This window comes from Rathayibacter sp. VKM Ac-2857 (assembly GCF_013205025.1).
In the GTDB taxonomy this organism is placed as follows: domain Bacteria; phylum Actinomycetota; class Actinomycetes; order Actinomycetales; family Microbacteriaceae; genus Rathayibacter.
Map to the genome: position 1 here is coordinate 136,441 of NZ_JABMLE010000004.1, position 16,237 is coordinate 152,677.

Below are 16,237 nucleotides of genomic sequence, written 5' to 3' on the forward strand. Positions count from 1 at the left end.
CGTGAGACACCACCGCTCGAGCAGGCGACGCACCGCCGTCACCTTCCTCGTCATCGCCGCCGTCGTCGGCCTCTTCATCGGCAAGCTGGTCGACATCCAGGTCGTCCGCGCCAACGAGCTGACCGACGAGGCGGCGCAGAACCAGTCGAACAGCGTCATCACCTACGGCACCCGCGGCTCGATCGTCGACCGCTCCGGCACGGTGCTGGCCGACGCCACCACGCGGTACCGGCTGACGACCTCGCCGAAGAACGTCGCGGAGTTCCTCCGCGAGATGCCCGACGGCCAGGAGGTGATGGTCAGCGTCGAGCAGGCCGCCTCCGAGATCGGTGCGATCACGGGGCAGACCGTCCCGCAGATCGTCACCGCGGTGAGCGACGCGGTCGCGAAGGACCCGAAGGCCAACTACCTGATCCTCTCCGAGGGCCTCGACCTCGAGGCGTACCAGAAGCTCGTGGCCCTCGACATCCCGTGGACCTACTTCGAGACGCAGCAGGGCCGGACCTACCCGAACGGCGCGGTCGCGGGCAACCTGGTCGGCTACGTGGGCGGCGACGGCGCCGCGCAGGAGGGCATGGAGTACGCCGAGAACGCCTGCCTCGCCGGGGCCAACGGCTCCGAGAGCTACGAGCGCAGCGCCGACTACGTCCGCATCCCCGGCAGCACCGTGGCGGAGACCCCCGCGGTCGACGGCGGGACGCTCGAGCTGACCATCGACGCCGACCTGCAGTACTACTCGCAGCAGGTGCTCGCGCAGCGGGTGGCCGAGGTGGGCGGCAGCTACGGCATCGTCGTGGTGCAGGAGGTCAAGACCGGCAAGCTCCTGACCGTCGCCGAGACCCCGACGGTCGACCCGAACAACGTGTCGGCCAGTGCCCCGGACGACCGCGGCTCGCGGGCCTTCCAGAGCCCGTTCGAGCCCGGCTCGACCTTCAAGCCGATGACCGCGGCGATGCTGATCGACCAGGGCCTCGCGAGCCCGACCAGCGAGATCGTCGTCCCCGACACGTTCGAGAAGGACGGCGCCTCGTTCAGCGACGACTTCGCGCACACACCGACCAACTACACGCTGACCGGCATCCTCAAGGACTCCTCGAACGTCGGCATCGCGATGATGGGCTCCAAGCTCTCCGCCTCGCAGCGCTACGACTACCTGAAGAAGTTCGGCCTCGGCGCCCCGACGGCCGTCGACTTCCCCGGCGAGACCGGCGGCCTCCTCGCCGACTCGGAGGACTGGGACAAGCAGACCAACTACACGACGATGTTCGGCCAGGGCGTCTCGGCGACGGCGGTCCAGGTCGCGAGCATCTACCAGACCCTCGGCAACGGCGGCGTGCGCCTGCCCGCCCAGCTGGTCGAGGGCTGCACCACGCCCGACGGCTCCGTGATCGACGTGCCCGACACGACCGGCACCCAGGTCGTCTCCGCCGGAGCGGCGAAGGACGTCGTCGACATGCTGCAGACCCACTACAACGAGGGCTGGCTCGCGAACGACATCCACGTCGACGGCTACAACATCGCCACCAAGACGGGCACCGCGCAGCAGCCGGACGGCAACGGCGGCTACTCGAAGAGCTACACCGTCTCGCTGGCCGGCCTCGCGCCCGCGGAGGACCCGGAGTACGTCGTGACGGTCACCATCGCCGATCCGGTTAAGATGAACACGTCCCAGGCGACGGCCCCCGTGTTCCAGCAGGTCATGACCCAGGTGCTCAAGACCAACCGGGTGGAGCCGTCCACGGTCCCGCCGGTCGAGTACCCCACCACGTGGTGACCGCCCTTCCCAGGACACGACCGAGCAGACCACAACCAGCACCGGCACGAGAACCGGCACCGGCACGAGAGACAGCACCAGCAGGAGAGAGAGGGCGGGCCTTGCACGACACTCGCCCGCAGACCTCCCTCCGGCCTGAGCACCCGGCGCCCCGCTCGCTCTCGCAGCTCGTCGCCGAGTTCTCCCTCGGCCCGGTGCGCGGGGTCGACGGCGTCGAGGTCAGCGGGGTCACCCTCGACTCGCGCTGCGTCGAGCCGGGCGACCTCTACGTCGGCGTCGCCGGCCGGGCCGCGCACGGTGCCGCCTTCGCCGCCGGGGCCGCCGAGGCCGGAGCGGTCGCGGTGCTGACCGATCCCGAGGGCGCCGAGCTGGCCGCCTCCAGCGGTCTCCCCGTCCTCGTCACCCCGGATCCGCGCGCCGCCCTCGGCGACGTCGCCGCCTGGATCCACCGCACCCGCGAGGACGCTCCGACGCTCTTCGGCGTGACCGGCACCAACGGCAAGACGAGTGTCGTCTACCTCCTCGACGCGCTGCTGCGCCGCCTCGGCGTCGTCTCGGGGTTGAGCTCGACCGCCGAGCGCCGGATCGGCGACGTGGCCGTCGTCAGCGCGCTCACGACCCCCGAGGCGAGCGAGCTGCACGCGCTGCTGGCGCGCATGCGCGAGGCCGCCGTCCGCGCGGTCTCGATCGAGGTGTCCGCCCAGGCGCTCACCCGCCACCGGATCGACGGCCTCGTCTTCGACGTCGTCGGCTTCACCAATCTCACGCACGACCACCTCGACGACTACACCGACATGGCGCACTACTTCGAGGCGAAGGCCGACCTGTTCGGGCCGGACCGCGCGCGCCGCGGCGTCGTGACCGTCGACAGCAGCTGGGGCCGCGAGCTCGTCGAGCGCAGCCGCATCCCCGTGACCACGCTCGCCAGTTCGCCGGTGGTCGGCGTGGCACCGAGCACGCCGGCCGACTGGTCGATGACGGTCGTCGAGGGCACCGCGGACGGCACCGTCTTCCGCCTCGAGGGGCCGGAGAACCGCTCCGTCGTCGTGAGCATCCCGCTGATCGGCTGGTACATGGCGGCGAACGCGGCGCTCGCGATCGTCATGCTCGTCGAGTCCGGGTTCGACCTCGAGGCGATCGCGCACACCCTCGAGGAGGGCGTGCTCGACGTCTACATCCCGGGGCGTGCCGAGCGCGTCTCCGGCGACCGCGGCCCACGCGTCTACGTCGACTACGGCCACACCCCGGACGCGTTCTCGAACGCGCTCGAGGCGCTGCGGGCGCTGACGCCCGGCCGCCTGATCATGGTCTTCGGCGCCGACGGCGACCGCGACACCACGAAGCGCGCGGACATGGGGCGCATCGCCGCCGAGCTGTCGGACGTCGTGATCGTGACCGACTTCCACCCGCGCTGGGAGGACCCGGCGGCGATCCGCGCCGTCCTCCTCGCCGCGGCGACCGAGGCCGCGCCCGGCCGGGAGATCCACGAGATCCCCGACCCGCGGGCCGCCGTGCGGGCGGCCGTCGCCCTCGCGGACGAGGGCGATGCGATCCTCTACGCCGGACCCGGCCACGAGGACTATCAGGAGATTGCAGGAGTGCACATGCCGTATTCGGCCAGAGACGACGTCCGGCAGGCCCTGCGCGAGGCGGGCTGGCTCTAGATGATCGCCCTGACCCTCACCGAGATCGCCGCGGCCGTCTCCGGCCGCCTGCACCTCGCCGGCTCCTCCGCGAACGCGAGCACCGTCGTCGACGGCGCGACCGAGACCGACTCCCGCGAGATCGCGCCCGGCGGGATCTTCGTCGCCAAGCGCGGCGAGCACACCGACGGCCACCTCTTCGCGCCCGTCGCCGTCGAGCGCGGCGCCGCCCTGCTGATCGTCGAGCGCCCGCTCGACCTGGACGTGCCGCAGGTGCTCGTCGACGACTCCGTCGAGGCGCTCGGCGCCCTGGCGACCGAGGTCGTCCGCCGCGTCCGCGCGCTCGGGAACCTGACCGTCCTCGCGGTCACCGGCTCCAACGGCAAGACGACCACCAAGAACCTGCTCCGGACGATCCTCCAGCGCCAGGGCGAGACCGTCGCCCCGCAGGGCTCGTTCAACAACGAGGTCGGCGCGCCGATCACGATGCTCAAGGTGTCGCCGTCGACGCGGTACCTGGTGGCGGAGATGGGCGCGAGCGCGGTCGGCGAGATCCGCCGCCTCGTCCGGATGGCCAAGCCCGACGTCGGGATCGTCCTCGCGGTCGGTCTCGCCCACGCCGGCGAGTTCGGCGGCATCGAGCGCACGCTCGAGGCGAAGACCGAGATGGTCGCCGATCTGACGGCGGACGACGTCGCGGTGCTCAACGCCGACGACGGCCGCGTCGCCTCGATGCAGGCGAAGACCGCCGCCCGCGTGCTGTGGTTCGGCCACGGCGAGCAGGCCGACGTCCGCGCCGTCGACATCGAGCCGACGGCCGAGGGCACCCGCTTCACCATCGAGATCAGCGCGGGGGAGGGCCGCGAGGCCGCCCGCGCCGAGCTCTTCCTCCGCGTCCTCGGCGAGCACCACGTGATGAACGCGCTGGCCGCGACCGCCGCCGCGCTCTCCGTCGGCGTCCCGCTCGACGCGATCGTCGACGCCCTCGGCACCGTCACGCTCGCGGAGCGCTGGCGCATGCAGGTCCTCGGCGGCGCCGACGTCACGGTCGTCAACGACGCCTACAACGCCAGCCCCGACTCCACGGCGGCCGCCCTGCGGACCCTCGCCCAGATCGCGAAGCCGGAGGGGCGCACCGTCGCGGTCCTCGGCGAGATGAGCGAGCTGGGGGAGTGGGCCGACGAGGAGCACGACCGCGTGGGCCTGCTCGCCGTCCGGCTGAACATCGCGCAGATCGTCGTGGTCGGAGCGAAGGCGCGGCGGATCCACGTCGCCGCCGAGCGCGAGGGCTCCTGGAGCGGCGAGTCCGTCTTCGTCGAGACCGCCGACGAGGCGTACGACCTCCTCGACGGCTATCTTCGGAGCGGCGACACCGTCCTGGTGAAGTCGTCCAACTCCGCCGGGCTGCGATTCCTGGGCGACCGACTGGGAGAGCGCCACCGATGAGAGCACTCCTTCTGGCCGGAGCCTTCTCCGGCGCGTTCACGCTGCTGCTGACGCCGCTGTTCATCCGGCTGTTCCACCGCCTCCAGTGGGGGCAGTTCATCCGCGAGGACGGACCGAAGTCGCACCACGTCAAGCACGGCACGGCGACGATGGGCGGCATCGTCATCATCATCGCCACCGTGGCGGGCTACTTCCTCGGCTCGCTCTTCGGCAACCGGGCGCTCGCGCCGTCGGCGCTGCTGGTGCTGTTCATGATGGTGGGGCTCGGCTTCGTCGGCTTCATCGACGACTTCCTGAAGACCCGGAACCAGCGCAGCCTCGGGCTCGGCGGCTGGGCGAAGATCGCCGGCCAGATCATCGTGGCGGCGGCCTTCGCGGTGATCGCGATCATGGTCCGCGACTCCAACGGCCTGACGCCCGCGTCGACCTCGATCTCGTTCATCCGCGACCTCCCGTTCGACTTCGCGACGCTCGGCTGGATCGGCATCGGGCTGTTCGTGCTCTGGATCTGCGTGATCGTGACGAGCACGTCGAACGGCGTCAACGTCGCGGACGGCCTCGACGGCCTGGCCACCGGGTCGTCGATCCTCGCGATCGGCTCCTACGTGATCATCGGCTTCTGGCAGTCGAACCAGTGGTGCTTCGACGCGCAGCTCAACCCCGAGGTGGCCGACAAGTGCTACCAGGTGAGCGATCCGTTCGACCTCGCGATCATCGCCGCGGCGATCTCGGGCGCCCTCGTGGGCTTCCTCTGGTGGAACACCTCGCCCGCTCAGATCTTCATGGGCGACACCGGCTCGCTGGGCCTGGGCGGCGCGCTCGCCGCCCTCGCGATCCTCACCCGCACCGAGCTGCTCGTCATCCTGATCGGCGGCCTGTTCGTGATCGTCACCGGCTCGGTGATCGTGCAGCGGATCTACTTCAAGCTGACCCGGGGCAAGCGCATCTTCCTGATGAGCCCGCTCCACCACCACTTCGAGCTCAAGGGCTGGGCCGAGATCACGGTGGTGGTCCGCTTCTGGATCATCGCCGGCATCTTCGTCGCGGCCGGCGTCGGGCTCTTCTACCTCGAATGGCTCTCCCTGGCATGACCGATCCCGCGCAGTCCGCCCGCCCCGACTCCCTGACCAGCTGGCACTCCGACTGGCGCGGTCTCCGCGTGGCCGTGCTGGGGCTCGGCGTCACCGGCTTCTCCGTCGCCGACACGCTGACCGAGCTGGGTGCCGAGGTCCTCGTGCTGGCCGACCGCGCCGACGAGGAGCGCGAGCGCCTGCTCGAGGTGATCGGCGCGCGACTGCACCACGCCGAGCGGCTCGACCGCGTGCCGGAGGAACTGGAGTCGTTCGCCCCCGAGCTGGTCGTGGTCTCGCCCGGCTTCGCACCGACGCACCCGATCGTCGCGTGGGCGGGGGAGTCGGGCATCGCGCTCTGGGGCGATGTCGAGCTCGCCTGGCGCGTCCGCGACAAGGTCGTCCGGGCCGACGGCACTCCGGCCGACTGGGTGCTGGTGACCGGCACCAACGGCAAGACCACGACCGTGCAGCTCACCGCGACGATGCTCGTCGCCGGCGGGCTGCGCGCGGCGCCGTGCGGCAACATCGGGATCCCGGTGCTCGACGCCGTCCGAGATCCGCAGGGCTTCGACGTGCTGGTGGTCGAGCTCTCCAGCTACCAGCTGCACTACCTGGGCCGGATCGAGCCGCTCGCGAGCGCCTGCCTGAACATCGCCGAGGACCACCTCGACTGGCACGGCTCGTTCGAGGCCTACCGCGACGCGAAGGCGAAGGTCTACGCGAACACGCGGGTCGCCTGCGTCTACAACCGCGCCGACGCCGTCACCGAGCAGATGGTCGTCGACGCCGAGGTGATCGAGGGCGCGCGCGCCATCGGCTTCGGCCTCGGCGTGCCCGGTCCGAGCGACTTCGGCGTCGTCGACGGCATCCTCTGCGACCGCGCCTTCCTCGAGGACCGCGCCACCAGCGCGATCGAGATCGCCACGGTCGACGAGCTCGCCGCCCGCGGACTCGCCGCCCCGCACATCGTGCAGAACGTGCTGGCGGCCGCGGCCCTCTCGCGGGCCTGCGGAATCGAGCCGGGCGCCGTCCGCCGCGCGCTCGCGACCTTCGAGCTCGACGCGCACCGCATCCAGGTGGTCGCCGAGAGCTCCGGCGTGGTCTGGGTGAACGACTCCAAGGCGACGAATCCGCACGCCGCCGACGCCTCGCTCCGGGCCTACCCGTCCGTCGTCTGGCTCGTCGGAGGGCTGCTGAAGGGCGTCGACATCGACGCGCTCGTCGCCGCCCACACCGGCCGGCTGCGCGGTGCCGTGGTCATCGGCGCGGACCGCGCGGAGGTCCTCGAGGCATTCCGGCGACACGCGCCCGCCCTCCCCGTGACCGAGGTGGTCCCGGATGACACTGGGGCGGTGATGCAGGCGGCCGTCGAGGCCGCCGCGGTGCTCGCCCGCACGGGCGACGTCGTCCTGCTCGCACCCGCCGCGGCGTCGATGGACCAGTTCCGCGACTACGCGGAGCGGGGCCGCTTCTTCGCGGCCGCCGTGGCGACGTATCTGGGAGGGGGAGCCGATGACCGCTCCGACGACGAACCGCAGCCCGGGCCGCTCGCGCACTGAGGCCGCCGGGGACGAGCAGAGCCGGGAGCGCGGCCGCCTCCGCACCGCGCGGATCGTGCTGGCCCGCGTCCTCGCCTCGGGATCGCCGAACTTCTTCCTGCTCTTCGGCACCACGCTCTTCCTCGTGCTCTTCGGGCTGACGATGGTGCTCTCCTCCTCCTCCGTCACCTCCTACGTGCGCAGCGACGACTCCTTCGGCGGCTTCTTCCGCCAGGGCGGATTCGCCCTGCTCGGCGTGCCGCTGATGCTCGTCGTCTCGCGCGTGCCGATCCGGTTCTGGAAGAAGGCCACGCCGCTCCTGCTCGGGGCCGGCTGCTTCCTGCAGCTGCTCGTGCTGTTCTCGCCGCTCGGCTGGGAGGTCGGCGGCAACCGCAACTGGCTCCGCATCGGCGGCTTCACGATGCAGCCGTCCGAGATCATCAAGCTCGCTCTGGCCCTCTGGCTGGGCCTGCTCCTCGCGCGCCGCTACCGCGGTCCGAAGGACTGGAAGGACGCGCTGATGCCCGTCCTGATCGTCGCGGGCGGCTCGATCGGCCTCGTCCTCGGCGGTGGCGACCTCGGCACCGTCCTGATCCTCGCGGGCATCGTGCTGGCCGCGCTCTTCTACGCGAACGTGCAGATGAAGGTGCTCGTCCCGATCGTGCTGGTCGGCGCGGTGGGCGCCGTGCTCTTCGCGGTCTCCAGCGAGAACCGGCTGACCCGCATCATGTCCTTCCTCGGCGACTGCTCGGGGTCGGAGCAGTACGAGACCTCGTGCTGGCAGCCCGTGCACGGCACCTGGGCGATGGCGTCCGGCGGCATCTTCGGCGTCGGCCTCGGCAACTCCAAGGCCAAGTGGTCCTGGCTCCCTGCGGCCGACAACGACTACATCTTCGCGATCATCGGCGAGGAGCTCGGCCTGATCGGCGCGATCGTGGTCCTGGCGCTGTTCGTCGTCCTCGCCATCGCGTTCTTCCGCATCATCCACGCGTCCACCGATCCGTTCGTGCGCATCACGACCGGCGCCGTCATGGTCTGGCTGATCGGCCAGGCGTTCGTCAACATCGGGGTGGTGCTCGGGGTGCTCCCGGTGCTCGGAGTGCCGCTGCCGCTGATCTCCTCCGGAGGCACCGCCCTGCTCAGCTCGCTGCTCGCCATCGGCGTCGTGCTCTCCTTCGCGCGGAACCAGACCTCGCCGAGCGACGGCGCCGCCGCGCGCGCTGCCAAGAAGGCCGCCGCCCGATGACCCGCTTCCTGCTCGCCGGCGGCGGCACCGCCGGCCACGTCAATCCGCTGCTCGCGACCGCGGACGAGATCCGCGCGCGGAACGCGGACGACGAGGTCCTCGTCCTCGGCACCGCGGAGGGGCTCGAGGCCCGGCTCGTCCCGCTGCGCGGCTACGAGCTGTCGGTGATCCCGCGTCTGCCCTTCCCGCGCCGCCCCAACGGCGCCGCCCTGCGCTTCCCCTCCGCCTTCCGCGCGACGATCGACGGCATCGTCCGCACCCTCCGCGAGCGCCGGATCGACGCGGTCGTCGGCTTCGGCGGCTACGCGGCCGCCCCCGCCTACCTGGCGGCCCGGCGGGCCGGCGTCCCGTTCGTGGTGCACGAGGCCAACGCCCGGCCCGGTCTCGCCAACCGGCTCGGCGCCCGCTTCACGCCGTTCGTGGGCGTCGCCTTCGAGGGCACGCCGCTGCGGAACGCGCAGGTCGTCGGCATGCCGCTGCGCCGCGAGATCGCGCAGCTGGACCGGGCGGCCGCGCGCGACGAGGCGATGGCCGCTTTCGGTCTCGACCCCGCGCGCCGGACCCTGCTCGTCACCGGCGGCTCGCTCGGCGCGAGGCGGATCAACGCGACCGTGCACGCGAGTGCCGCCGCTCTCGTCGCGACCGGGTTCCAGGTGCTGCACATCACCGGCGACCGAGCCGAGATCACCGACCCCGGCGTCGCCGGCTACCACCTCCTCGCCTACTGCGACCGGATGGACCTCGCCCTCGCCGCCGCGGACGTCGCCGTCTCGCGCGCCGGAGCCGCCACGGTGAGCGAGCTCAGCGCGCTCGGCCTGCCCGCGGTCTACGTCCCCTATCCGGTCGGCAACGGCGAGCAGCGCTTCAACGCCCGCGGTGTGGTCGACGCGGGCGGCGCGGTCCTCGTCGAGGACGCGGCGTTCACGCCCGCCTGGGTCGCGAGCGACCTGGTGCCGCTCCTGCACGACGCCCCGCGGCTGGCGGACATGGGCCGCCGCGCCGCCTCCGTCGGCGTGCGCGACGGCTCCGGCCGGCTGGTCGACCTCATCGGCTCCGGTCTCCGTCCGCACTGAGCCCTCCGCGGTTAAACTGATCCCTTCGTCCGGCCTGCGGCACCCCACCGCCGCGCCGACCACCCGAAAGCGAGAGCCCCGTGATCAAGCCCGACCTCGGCATCACCGTCCCCGACGAGCTCGGCTCGGTCCACTTCATCGGCATCGGCGGCTCGGGGATGAGCGGGATCGCGCGGCTGTTCCACCGCGCCGGTCACCGCGTCACCGGCTCCGACGTGCGCGAGTCGCACCCGATCGAGCAGCTCCGCGAGCTCGGCATCCCGGTCGCGATCGGGCACGACGCGGCTCACCTCGGCGACGCCGAGGCGGTCGTGGTCACCTCGGCCCTCTGGCCGGACAACCCCGAGTACCTGCTGGCGAAGGAGCGCGGCCTGCCCGTCCTGCACCGCTCGCAGGCGCTCGCCTGGCTCGTCCGCGGCAAGCGCCTGGTCGCCGTCGCCGGCGCGCACGGCAAGACCACCTCGACCGGCATGATCGTCACCGGTCTGCTCGGTCTCGACGCCGACCCCAGCTTCGTCAACGGCGGCATCATCGAGGGCCTCGGCACCTCCTCCGCGGCCGGCTCCGGCGAGGTCTTCGTCGTCGAGGCCGACGAGTCCGACGGCAGCTTCCTGCTCTACGACACCGCGGTCTCGCTCGTCACCAACGTCGACCCGGACCACCTCGACCACTACGGCTCGCTCGAGGCGTTCGAGGAGGCATTCGTCACCTTCACCTCGAGCGCGCGCGAGCTGGTCGTGATCTCCTCCGACGACACCGGCGCCGTCAGCGTCACGCGCCGCATCGACGGGCCGAAGGTGCTCACCTTCGGCGAGGCCGAGGGCTCCGACGTCCGCGTCGTCGACCTCGAGCTGGTCGGCCCGGTCGGCTTCACGGTCGAGTACGAGGGCCGCCGCTACACGACGCGGCTGCGCATCCCCGGCCGCCACAACGCGATCAACGCGGCCGGCGCCTTCGCGGTCCTCGTCGGCCTCGGCTTCGAGCCCGCGCCCGCCCTGGCCGCGATCTCCGAGTTCGGCGGGACGGAGCGCCGCTTCGAGCTGCACGGTGCGGTACGCGGCGTGAGCGTCTACGACGACTACGCGCACCACCCCACCGAGGTCGCCGCCGCCCTCTCGGCCGCGAGGACCGTCGTCGGCACCGGCCGGATCATCGCCGTGCACCAGCCGCACCTCTACAGCCGCACGCGGCTCTTCGCCCGCGAGTTCGCCGAGGCGCTGGAGCAGCACGCCGACGAGACGATCGTCCTCGACGTCTACGGCGCCCGCGAGGACCCGGAGCCCGGTGTCACCGGGGCGCTCGTCAGCGAGAGGTTCGCCGACCCGTCGCACGTCTCGTTCCTCGCCGACTGGCAGGACGCGGCCCGGCGCACGGCCGAGATCGCGCGCGAGGGCGACTTCGTGATCACCCTGGGCTGCGGTGACGTCTACCGGATCATCCCGCAGCTGCTCGAGTCGCTCGGCGCGAGCGAGGTCGCGCCGGTCGCACGATGAAGCGGCCGGACGGCGTGCGGCCGCCGAGCGGTGCGCGTCCCGCGGCCGGGCGCCCGGCGAGCCCTCCGCCGGCTGATCCGCGCCCGGCGGGTCCGCGTCCGTCCGCCGGCGACGAGCACCCGACTGAGCCGATCCGGCTCACGACGCCGGTGGCGCTGCGGGTATCTGCCGTGCCCCGCAGTGCGGCCGGGAAGCTGCAGGCCGAGCGTCTGAAGGTGGAGAAGGCGGCGAAGGCCGACGCGGCGGCGAAGGCCGAGAAGGCTCCCGCACCGACGCCGAAGGCCTCGGCCACGGCGTCCGCGAAGGCGACGACGGCGAAGGCGAAGCTCGGGAACACAGCGCCCGAGAACGCGAAACCCGAGAAGACCCGACCCGAGAGGCCGGCCGAGCCGGCTCGGACGCTGCGGACCCGGCTCAGCGGCCTGGCGCTGCCCGGCTCGGAGGGCCGCGCCCTCGCGCGGGCCGCTCGGGAGCGCCGCCGCTTCGAGCGCGGCGAGGTCCGCCGCTTCACCAAGCGGGCGCGTCGGCGCCGCACCATCGCTCTGGTCACCGCGGGCTCGGTCGTCCTCCTCGCGCTGGTGGTCGCCGTCGCGGCGTACTCGCCGCTGATGGCCGTGAAGACGATCGAGATCACGGGCACGCAGCGCGTCAGCGCCCAGGACATCCAGAACTCGCTCTCGGACCAGGTCGGGGTGCCGCTCACGCTGGTGGACCGCGCCGCCGTCGGGCGGGTGCTCGGCAGCTACCCCCTGGTGCGGAGCTACTCCGTGCAGACGCGGCCGCCCAGCACCCTGATCGTCAGCGTCGTCGAGCGGACCCCTGTCGGCGTGATCGCCGACGGGGCCGAGTTCGACCTCGTCGACCCGGCGGGCGTCGTCATCGAGACCGCACCGGCCGCCCAGGATGGGTACCCGCTGCTCAGCACGCCGACCGGCTCGGCGTCCGGCGCCGCCTTCCGCACGACGGCGCGGGTGCTGCTGACCCTGCCGGAGTCGCTCGAGGGGCAGGTCGCCTCGGCCGCGGCGACCACGGGGGACGACGTCTCGCTGACGCTCACCGACGGCGCGGTCGTCTTCTGGGGCGGCTCCGACGACTCGGCCCTCAAGGCGGTCGTCCTCGAGAAGCTGATGGCGGCGACCGATCCGGCGACGGTCGCCTCCTACGACGTCTCCTCGCCCCAGGCCGCGGTCGTCGCCCGGCGATGAGCGTCTCGCCGGACGGATCCGCGCGGCTCTTTGCCGATTGCGGGCGTGTCTGGCGCGGGGCGGCGCGCACTCCGCCTACCGTCGACCCCACACCCCAAATGCATACTCAGCATAACTTTAAGCCTCAACTACAGGTTTAAGGTTCAGCCCGGAGGCCGGACACGTGACTTCAAACCAGAACTACCTCGCCGTGATCAAGGTCGTCGGCATCGGCGGTGGCGGCGTCAACGCCGTCAACCGCATGATCGAGCTCGGCCTCCGCGGCGTCGAGTTCATCGCGATCAACACCGACGCGCAGGCGCTCCTGCTCAGCGACGCGGACGTCAAGCTCGACGTCGGCCGCGAGCTGACCCGCGGACTCGGCGCCGGCGCCGACCCCGAGGTCGGCCGCCGCGCCGCCGAGGACCACGCGGAGGAGATCGAGGAGGTGCTCGCGGGCGCCGACATGGTCTTCGTCACCGCGGGCGAGGGCGGCGGCACCGGCACCGGCGGCGCGCCCGTCGTGGCGCGCATCGCCAAGTCGATCGGCGCGCTCACCATCGGTGTCGTCACGAAGCCCTTCGGCTTCGAGGGCCGCCGCCGCCAGACCCAGGCCGAGGCGGGTGTCGCGACCCTGAAGAACGAGGTCGACACCCTCATCGTCGTCCCGAACGACCGCCTGCTCGAGATCAGCGACCGCGGCATCTCGATGCTCGAGGCGTTCGCCACGGCGGACCAGGTCCTCCTCGCCGGTGTCCAGGGCATCACCGACCTGATCACCACCCCGGGCCTGATCAACCTCGACTTCGCCGACGTCAAGTCGGTCATGCAGGGCGCCGGCTCCGCGCTGATGGGCATCGGCTCGTCGCGCGGCGCCGACCGGGCGATCAAGGCGGCCGAGCTGGCCGTCGCGTCCCCGCTGCTCGAGGCGAGCATCGACGGCGCGCACGGCGTGCTGCTGTCCATCCAGGGCGGGTCGAACCTCGGCATCTTCGAGATCAACGACGCCGCGCGACTCGTCCAGGAGGCGGTGCACCCGGAGGCGAACATCATCTTCGGTGCCGTCATCGACGACACCCTCGGCGACGAGGTGCGCGTCACGGTGATCGCGGCCGGCTTCGACGGCGGCGAGCCCGGCGCGACCGGCCCCGCGGCCGTCGCTGCGCCGCGCGCGCAGCAGAGCCTGCCCGCGGAGGCGTCGGCCGAGCCCGCGCCGGCCCCGGTCGCCGCTCCGTCCGCCGGTTCGATCTGGTCGAGCACGCCGGTCGCCGCGCCGGCTCCCGTCGCCGACCCGTCGTTCGACGACGACGAGAGCGACCTCGACATCCCCGACTTCCTCAAGTAGTCGCCGCGGTGGTGGATCGCGAGCTGGCCGAGCGCTGGGCCTCGGTGACCGAGCAGGTCGCCGCCGCCGCGCGCTCGGCCGGCCGTGACCCGTCGGAGCTGACCACGATCGTGGTCACCAAGTACCACCCGGTCTCCCTCCTGCGCGACCTGCTCGAGCTCGGCGTCGCCGACTTCGGCGAGAACCGCCACCAGGAGGCGCAGGAGAAGTCGGCCGAGCTCGCCGGCACGCCCGCCCGCTGGCACTACATCGGCCAGCTGCAGAGCAAGAAGGCGCGGCAGGTGAAGCGCTACGCGAGCTCGATCCACTCGGTCGACCGGCTCGCCCTCGTTCCGCTGCTCGACGCCGGCCCGCCGGAGCCCGGGGTGGCGCCGCTGGACGTCTTCCTGCAGGTCAACCTGACCGACGACCCCGACCGCGGGGGAGCGGCCCCCGACGAGATCGAGCCGCTCGCGGAGGCCCTCGCCGCTGCCCCGGGGCTCGCCCTGCGCGGGGTCATGGCCGTCGCTCCGCTCGGCGAGGAGCCCCGTCCCGCGTTCGCGCGGCTGCGCGGGATCTCGGAGCGGGTGCGCTCGATCGACCCCGGAGCGAAGGACATCTCCGCCGGCATGTCGCACGACTTCGCCGAGGCGATCGCCGAGGGTGCGACACACCTGCGAATCGGGTCGGCAATCACCGGCAATCGGCCCGCCCGCCCGTAGCCTCGTCGTGACCCAGCTGTGGGTGAGACGACAACACGGAGGACACTGATGGCCAACCCGCTGAAGAAGACGATGGTGTACCTCGGACTCGCCGACGAAGAGGTCGAGTACGAGCGCGCCGAGACCGTCGAGGCGGCCCCCGCGACAGCGCACCGCGCCCCGGTCTCCCCGGTGCAGCCGGTCCCGCCGGTCGAGCCGACCCCGCAGCAGCCCCGCGCGACGGTCACCCCGCTCCGCAAGCCCACCCCCCAGACCCCGAAGGCGACGGCACACGCTGAGATGAACGAGATCCTCACCGTCCACCCCAAGCAGTACCGCGACGCTCAGGTCATCGCGGAGAACTTCCGCGACGGCATCCCCGTCATCATCAACCTCTCGCAGATGAGCGACGCCGACGCGCGCCGTCTGATCGACTTCGCCAGCGGCCTCTCGCAGGGCCTCTACGGCCGGATCGAGCGCGTCACGAGCAAGGTCTTCCTGCTCTCGCCGTCGCACATCACGGTCGCCGGCGACTCGGCCTCCGCCGAGAGCGACGCCGACGCGTCGTTCTTCGCGAAGTCCTGATCCCGGGAGCCCTGTCGTTCGGTGAGCTCCGTCATCTCGCTCTTCGCGAGCGTCCTCTACTTCGTCCTCCTGTTGTACTTCTTCGCCATGTGGGCGCGGTTCGTCCTCGATCTGGTCCGCGTGATCCGTCGGGAGTGGCGCCCGCGCGGCGTCGGGCTGGTCGGGGCCGAGACCGTCTACACGGTCACGGACCCGCCGATCTCCTTCTTCCGCCGCGTGATCAAGCCGGTCTCCATCGGCCCGATCGCGCTGGACTTCGGCTGGAGCCTCACCATGCTCTGCGTCATCGTCGGCATGTACATCGCCACCTGGCTCCAGCGGGTCTGATCGCCCGCGGTGCACGGGCCCCCGGCGGCCCCTGTATCGTTGGCATCGATCGGACGTGCTCCGCTGTGCCCGCACTGCGCCGCGCGCTCCCAGTTGCTAGCTTTAGTCGTTGCTAGCTCCAGCCGAACGTTCTTGAACGTGTACCTACTTGAAATCGAAGGTGGAAAGCCATGGCGCTCACTCCCGAAGATGTTGTCAACAAGCGGTTCCAGCCGACCAAGTTCCGCGAGGGATACGACCAGGACGAGGTCGACGACTTCCTCGACGAGGTCGTCGTGGAGCTGCGCCGCCTGAACCAGGAGAACGAGGAGCTGCGCCAGCGCCTCTCCTCGGGTGATTCGCGGCCGGTCGACGCCCCCGTGGCGTCCACTCCCGCCCCCGCCCCGGTGGTCGACGAGGCCCCCGCTCCCGAGCCGGAGCCCGAGCCCGAGCCGGAGCCCACCCCGGCTCCCGCGCCGGCCGCTCCCGCAGCCTCGCAGTCGGCTCCGGTCGACGAGGCCGAGAGCTCCAGCGGACTCCTGCAGCTCGCGCGCCGTCTCCACGAGGAGCACGTCCGCGAGGGCGCTGAGAAGCGCGACGCGCTCGTCGCCGAGGGCCGTGCCACCGCCGCGCGCATCGTCGCCGAGGCTGAGGCCAAGCAGCGTGCCCAGGTCGCGAAGCTCGAGGAGGAGCGCGCGACGGTCGAGCACCGCATCGACGAGCTCCGCACCTTCGAGCGCGAGTACCGCCAGAAGCTGAAGAGCTACATCGAGGGCCAGCTCCGCGACCTCGACACCCAGCCGGTGTCGGCCGAGTCGTCCTCGTTCCCCGGCTTTGGGGCGTAGCACCAC

The 16,237-nt window shown here is 72.0% G+C and carries 14 protein-coding genes; all 14 read left to right on the forward strand.

Annotated features, from left to right (window positions below):
• Window position 1 precedes the first annotated feature (1 nt).
• The 14 genes from HQQ86_RS17535 to HQQ86_RS17600 all read left to right on the forward strand — a co-directional run bounded on the left by HQQ86_RS17535 (window position 2) and on the right by HQQ86_RS17600 (window position 16,231).
• Entirely contained in the window at window positions 2–1,774 is a 1,773-nt protein-coding gene (locus HQQ86_RS17535; protein WP_367948713.1) for a peptidoglycan D,D-transpeptidase FtsI family protein, read from the forward strand.
• Window positions 1,775–1,875: 101 nt separating this feature from the next.
• Window positions 1,876–3,438 (forward strand): Mur ligase family protein, encoded by a 1,563-nt coding sequence (locus tag HQQ86_RS17540; RefSeq protein WP_173289571.1) that lies wholly within the window; start codon window positions 1,876–1,878, stop codon window positions 3,436–3,438.
• The gene (gene murF, locus HQQ86_RS17545; protein ID WP_173289573.1) at window positions 3,439–4,863 is read left to right on the forward strand and encodes a UDP-N-acetylmuramoyl-tripeptide--D-alanyl-D-alanine ligase; all 1,425 of its coding nucleotides are present in this window, start codon (window positions 3,439–3,441) and stop codon (window positions 4,861–4,863) included.
• On the forward strand, window positions 4,860–5,954 hold the full coding sequence (mraY, locus tag HQQ86_RS17550) for a phospho-N-acetylmuramoyl-pentapeptide-transferase (RefSeq protein ID WP_123732994.1): 1,095 nt from the start codon (window positions 4,860–4,862) through the stop codon (window positions 5,952–5,954). The genes murF and mraY overlap by 4 nt, the downstream gene beginning before the upstream one ends.
• Window positions 5,951–7,495, forward strand: a complete 1,545-nt coding sequence (gene murD / locus HQQ86_RS17555; protein ID WP_173289575.1) for a UDP-N-acetylmuramoyl-L-alanine--D-glutamate ligase — start codon at window positions 5,951–5,953, stop codon at window positions 7,493–7,495. Before mraY ends, murD begins: the two co-directional genes overlap by 4 nt.
• Window positions 7,449–8,720, forward strand: a complete 1,272-nt coding sequence (ftsW, locus tag HQQ86_RS17560) for a putative lipid II flippase FtsW (RefSeq protein WP_173289577.1) — start codon at window positions 7,449–7,451, stop codon at window positions 8,718–8,720. Before murD ends, ftsW begins: the two co-directional genes overlap by 47 nt.
• Window positions 8,717–9,793, forward strand: coding sequence for an undecaprenyldiphospho-muramoylpentapeptide beta-N-acetylglucosaminyltransferase (murG, locus tag HQQ86_RS17565; RefSeq protein ID WP_173289579.1), 1,077 nt, complete (start codon window positions 8,717–8,719; stop codon window positions 9,791–9,793). Before ftsW ends, murG begins: the two co-directional genes overlap by 4 nt.
• Window positions 9,794–9,873: 80 nt before the next feature.
• Window positions 9,874–11,286 (forward strand): UDP-N-acetylmuramate--L-alanine ligase, encoded by a 1,413-nt coding sequence (gene murC, locus HQQ86_RS17570; RefSeq protein WP_173289581.1) that lies wholly within the window; start codon window positions 9,874–9,876, stop codon window positions 11,284–11,286.
• A gap of 170 nt (window positions 11,287–11,456) precedes the next feature.
• Entirely contained in the window at window positions 11,457–12,491 is a 1,035-nt protein-coding gene (locus HQQ86_RS22170) for an FtsQ-type POTRA domain-containing protein (RefSeq protein ID WP_173289583.1), read from the forward strand.
• Between the two features lie 163 nt (window positions 12,492–12,654).
• Window positions 12,655–13,815, forward strand: coding sequence for a cell division protein FtsZ (ftsZ, locus tag HQQ86_RS17580; protein ID WP_173289585.1), 1,161 nt, complete (start codon window positions 12,655–12,657; stop codon window positions 13,813–13,815).
• Between the two features lie 8 nt (window positions 13,816–13,823).
• Window positions 13,824–14,516, forward strand: coding sequence for a YggS family pyridoxal phosphate-dependent enzyme (locus HQQ86_RS17585; RefSeq protein WP_367948714.1), 693 nt, complete (start codon window positions 13,824–13,826; stop codon window positions 14,514–14,516).
• A 48-nt stretch (window positions 14,517–14,564) separates the two neighbouring features.
• Window positions 14,565–15,080, forward strand: a complete 516-nt coding sequence (locus HQQ86_RS17590) for a cell division protein SepF (RefSeq protein ID WP_123446142.1) — start codon at window positions 14,565–14,567, stop codon at window positions 15,078–15,080.
• Window positions 15,081–15,101: 21 nt separating this feature from the next.
• Entirely contained in the window at window positions 15,102–15,407 is a 306-nt protein-coding gene (locus HQQ86_RS17595) for a YggT family protein (protein ID WP_367948715.1), read from the forward strand.
• Window positions 15,408–15,577: 170 nt separating this feature from the next.
• Complete coding sequence (locus tag HQQ86_RS17600) at window positions 15,578–16,231, forward strand: DivIVA domain-containing protein (protein ID WP_173289587.1); 654 nt, start codon at window positions 15,578–15,580, stop codon at window positions 16,229–16,231.
• Window positions 16,232–16,237: the final 6 nt, after the last annotated feature.

What these genes read in the sequence shown, in the direction of transcription:
- murG (WP_173289579.1), top strand. Translation starts at nt 8,717, where the DNA reads ATGACCCGCTTCCTGCTCGCCGGCGGCGGCACCGCCGGCCACGTCAAT.
- ftsW (WP_173289577.1), top strand. Translation starts at nt 7,449, where the DNA reads ATGACCGCTCCGACGACGAACCGCAGCCCGGGCCGCTCGCGCACTGAG.
- mraY (WP_123732994.1), top strand. Translation starts at nt 4,860, where the DNA reads ATGAGAGCACTCCTTCTGGCCGGAGCCTTCTCCGGCGCGTTCACGCTG.
- murD (WP_173289575.1), top strand. Translation starts at nt 5,951, where the DNA reads ATGACCGATCCCGCGCAGTCCGCCCGCCCCGACTCCCTGACCAGCTGG.
- murF (WP_173289573.1), top strand. Translation starts at nt 3,439, where the DNA reads ATGATCGCCCTGACCCTCACCGAGATCGCCGCGGCCGTCTCCGGCCGC.
- HQQ86_RS17600 (WP_173289587.1), top strand. Translation starts at nt 15,578, where the DNA reads ATGGCGCTCACTCCCGAAGATGTTGTCAACAAGCGGTTCCAGCCGACC.
- HQQ86_RS17590 (WP_123446142.1), top strand. Translation starts at nt 14,565, where the DNA reads ATGGCCAACCCGCTGAAGAAGACGATGGTGTACCTCGGACTCGCCGAC.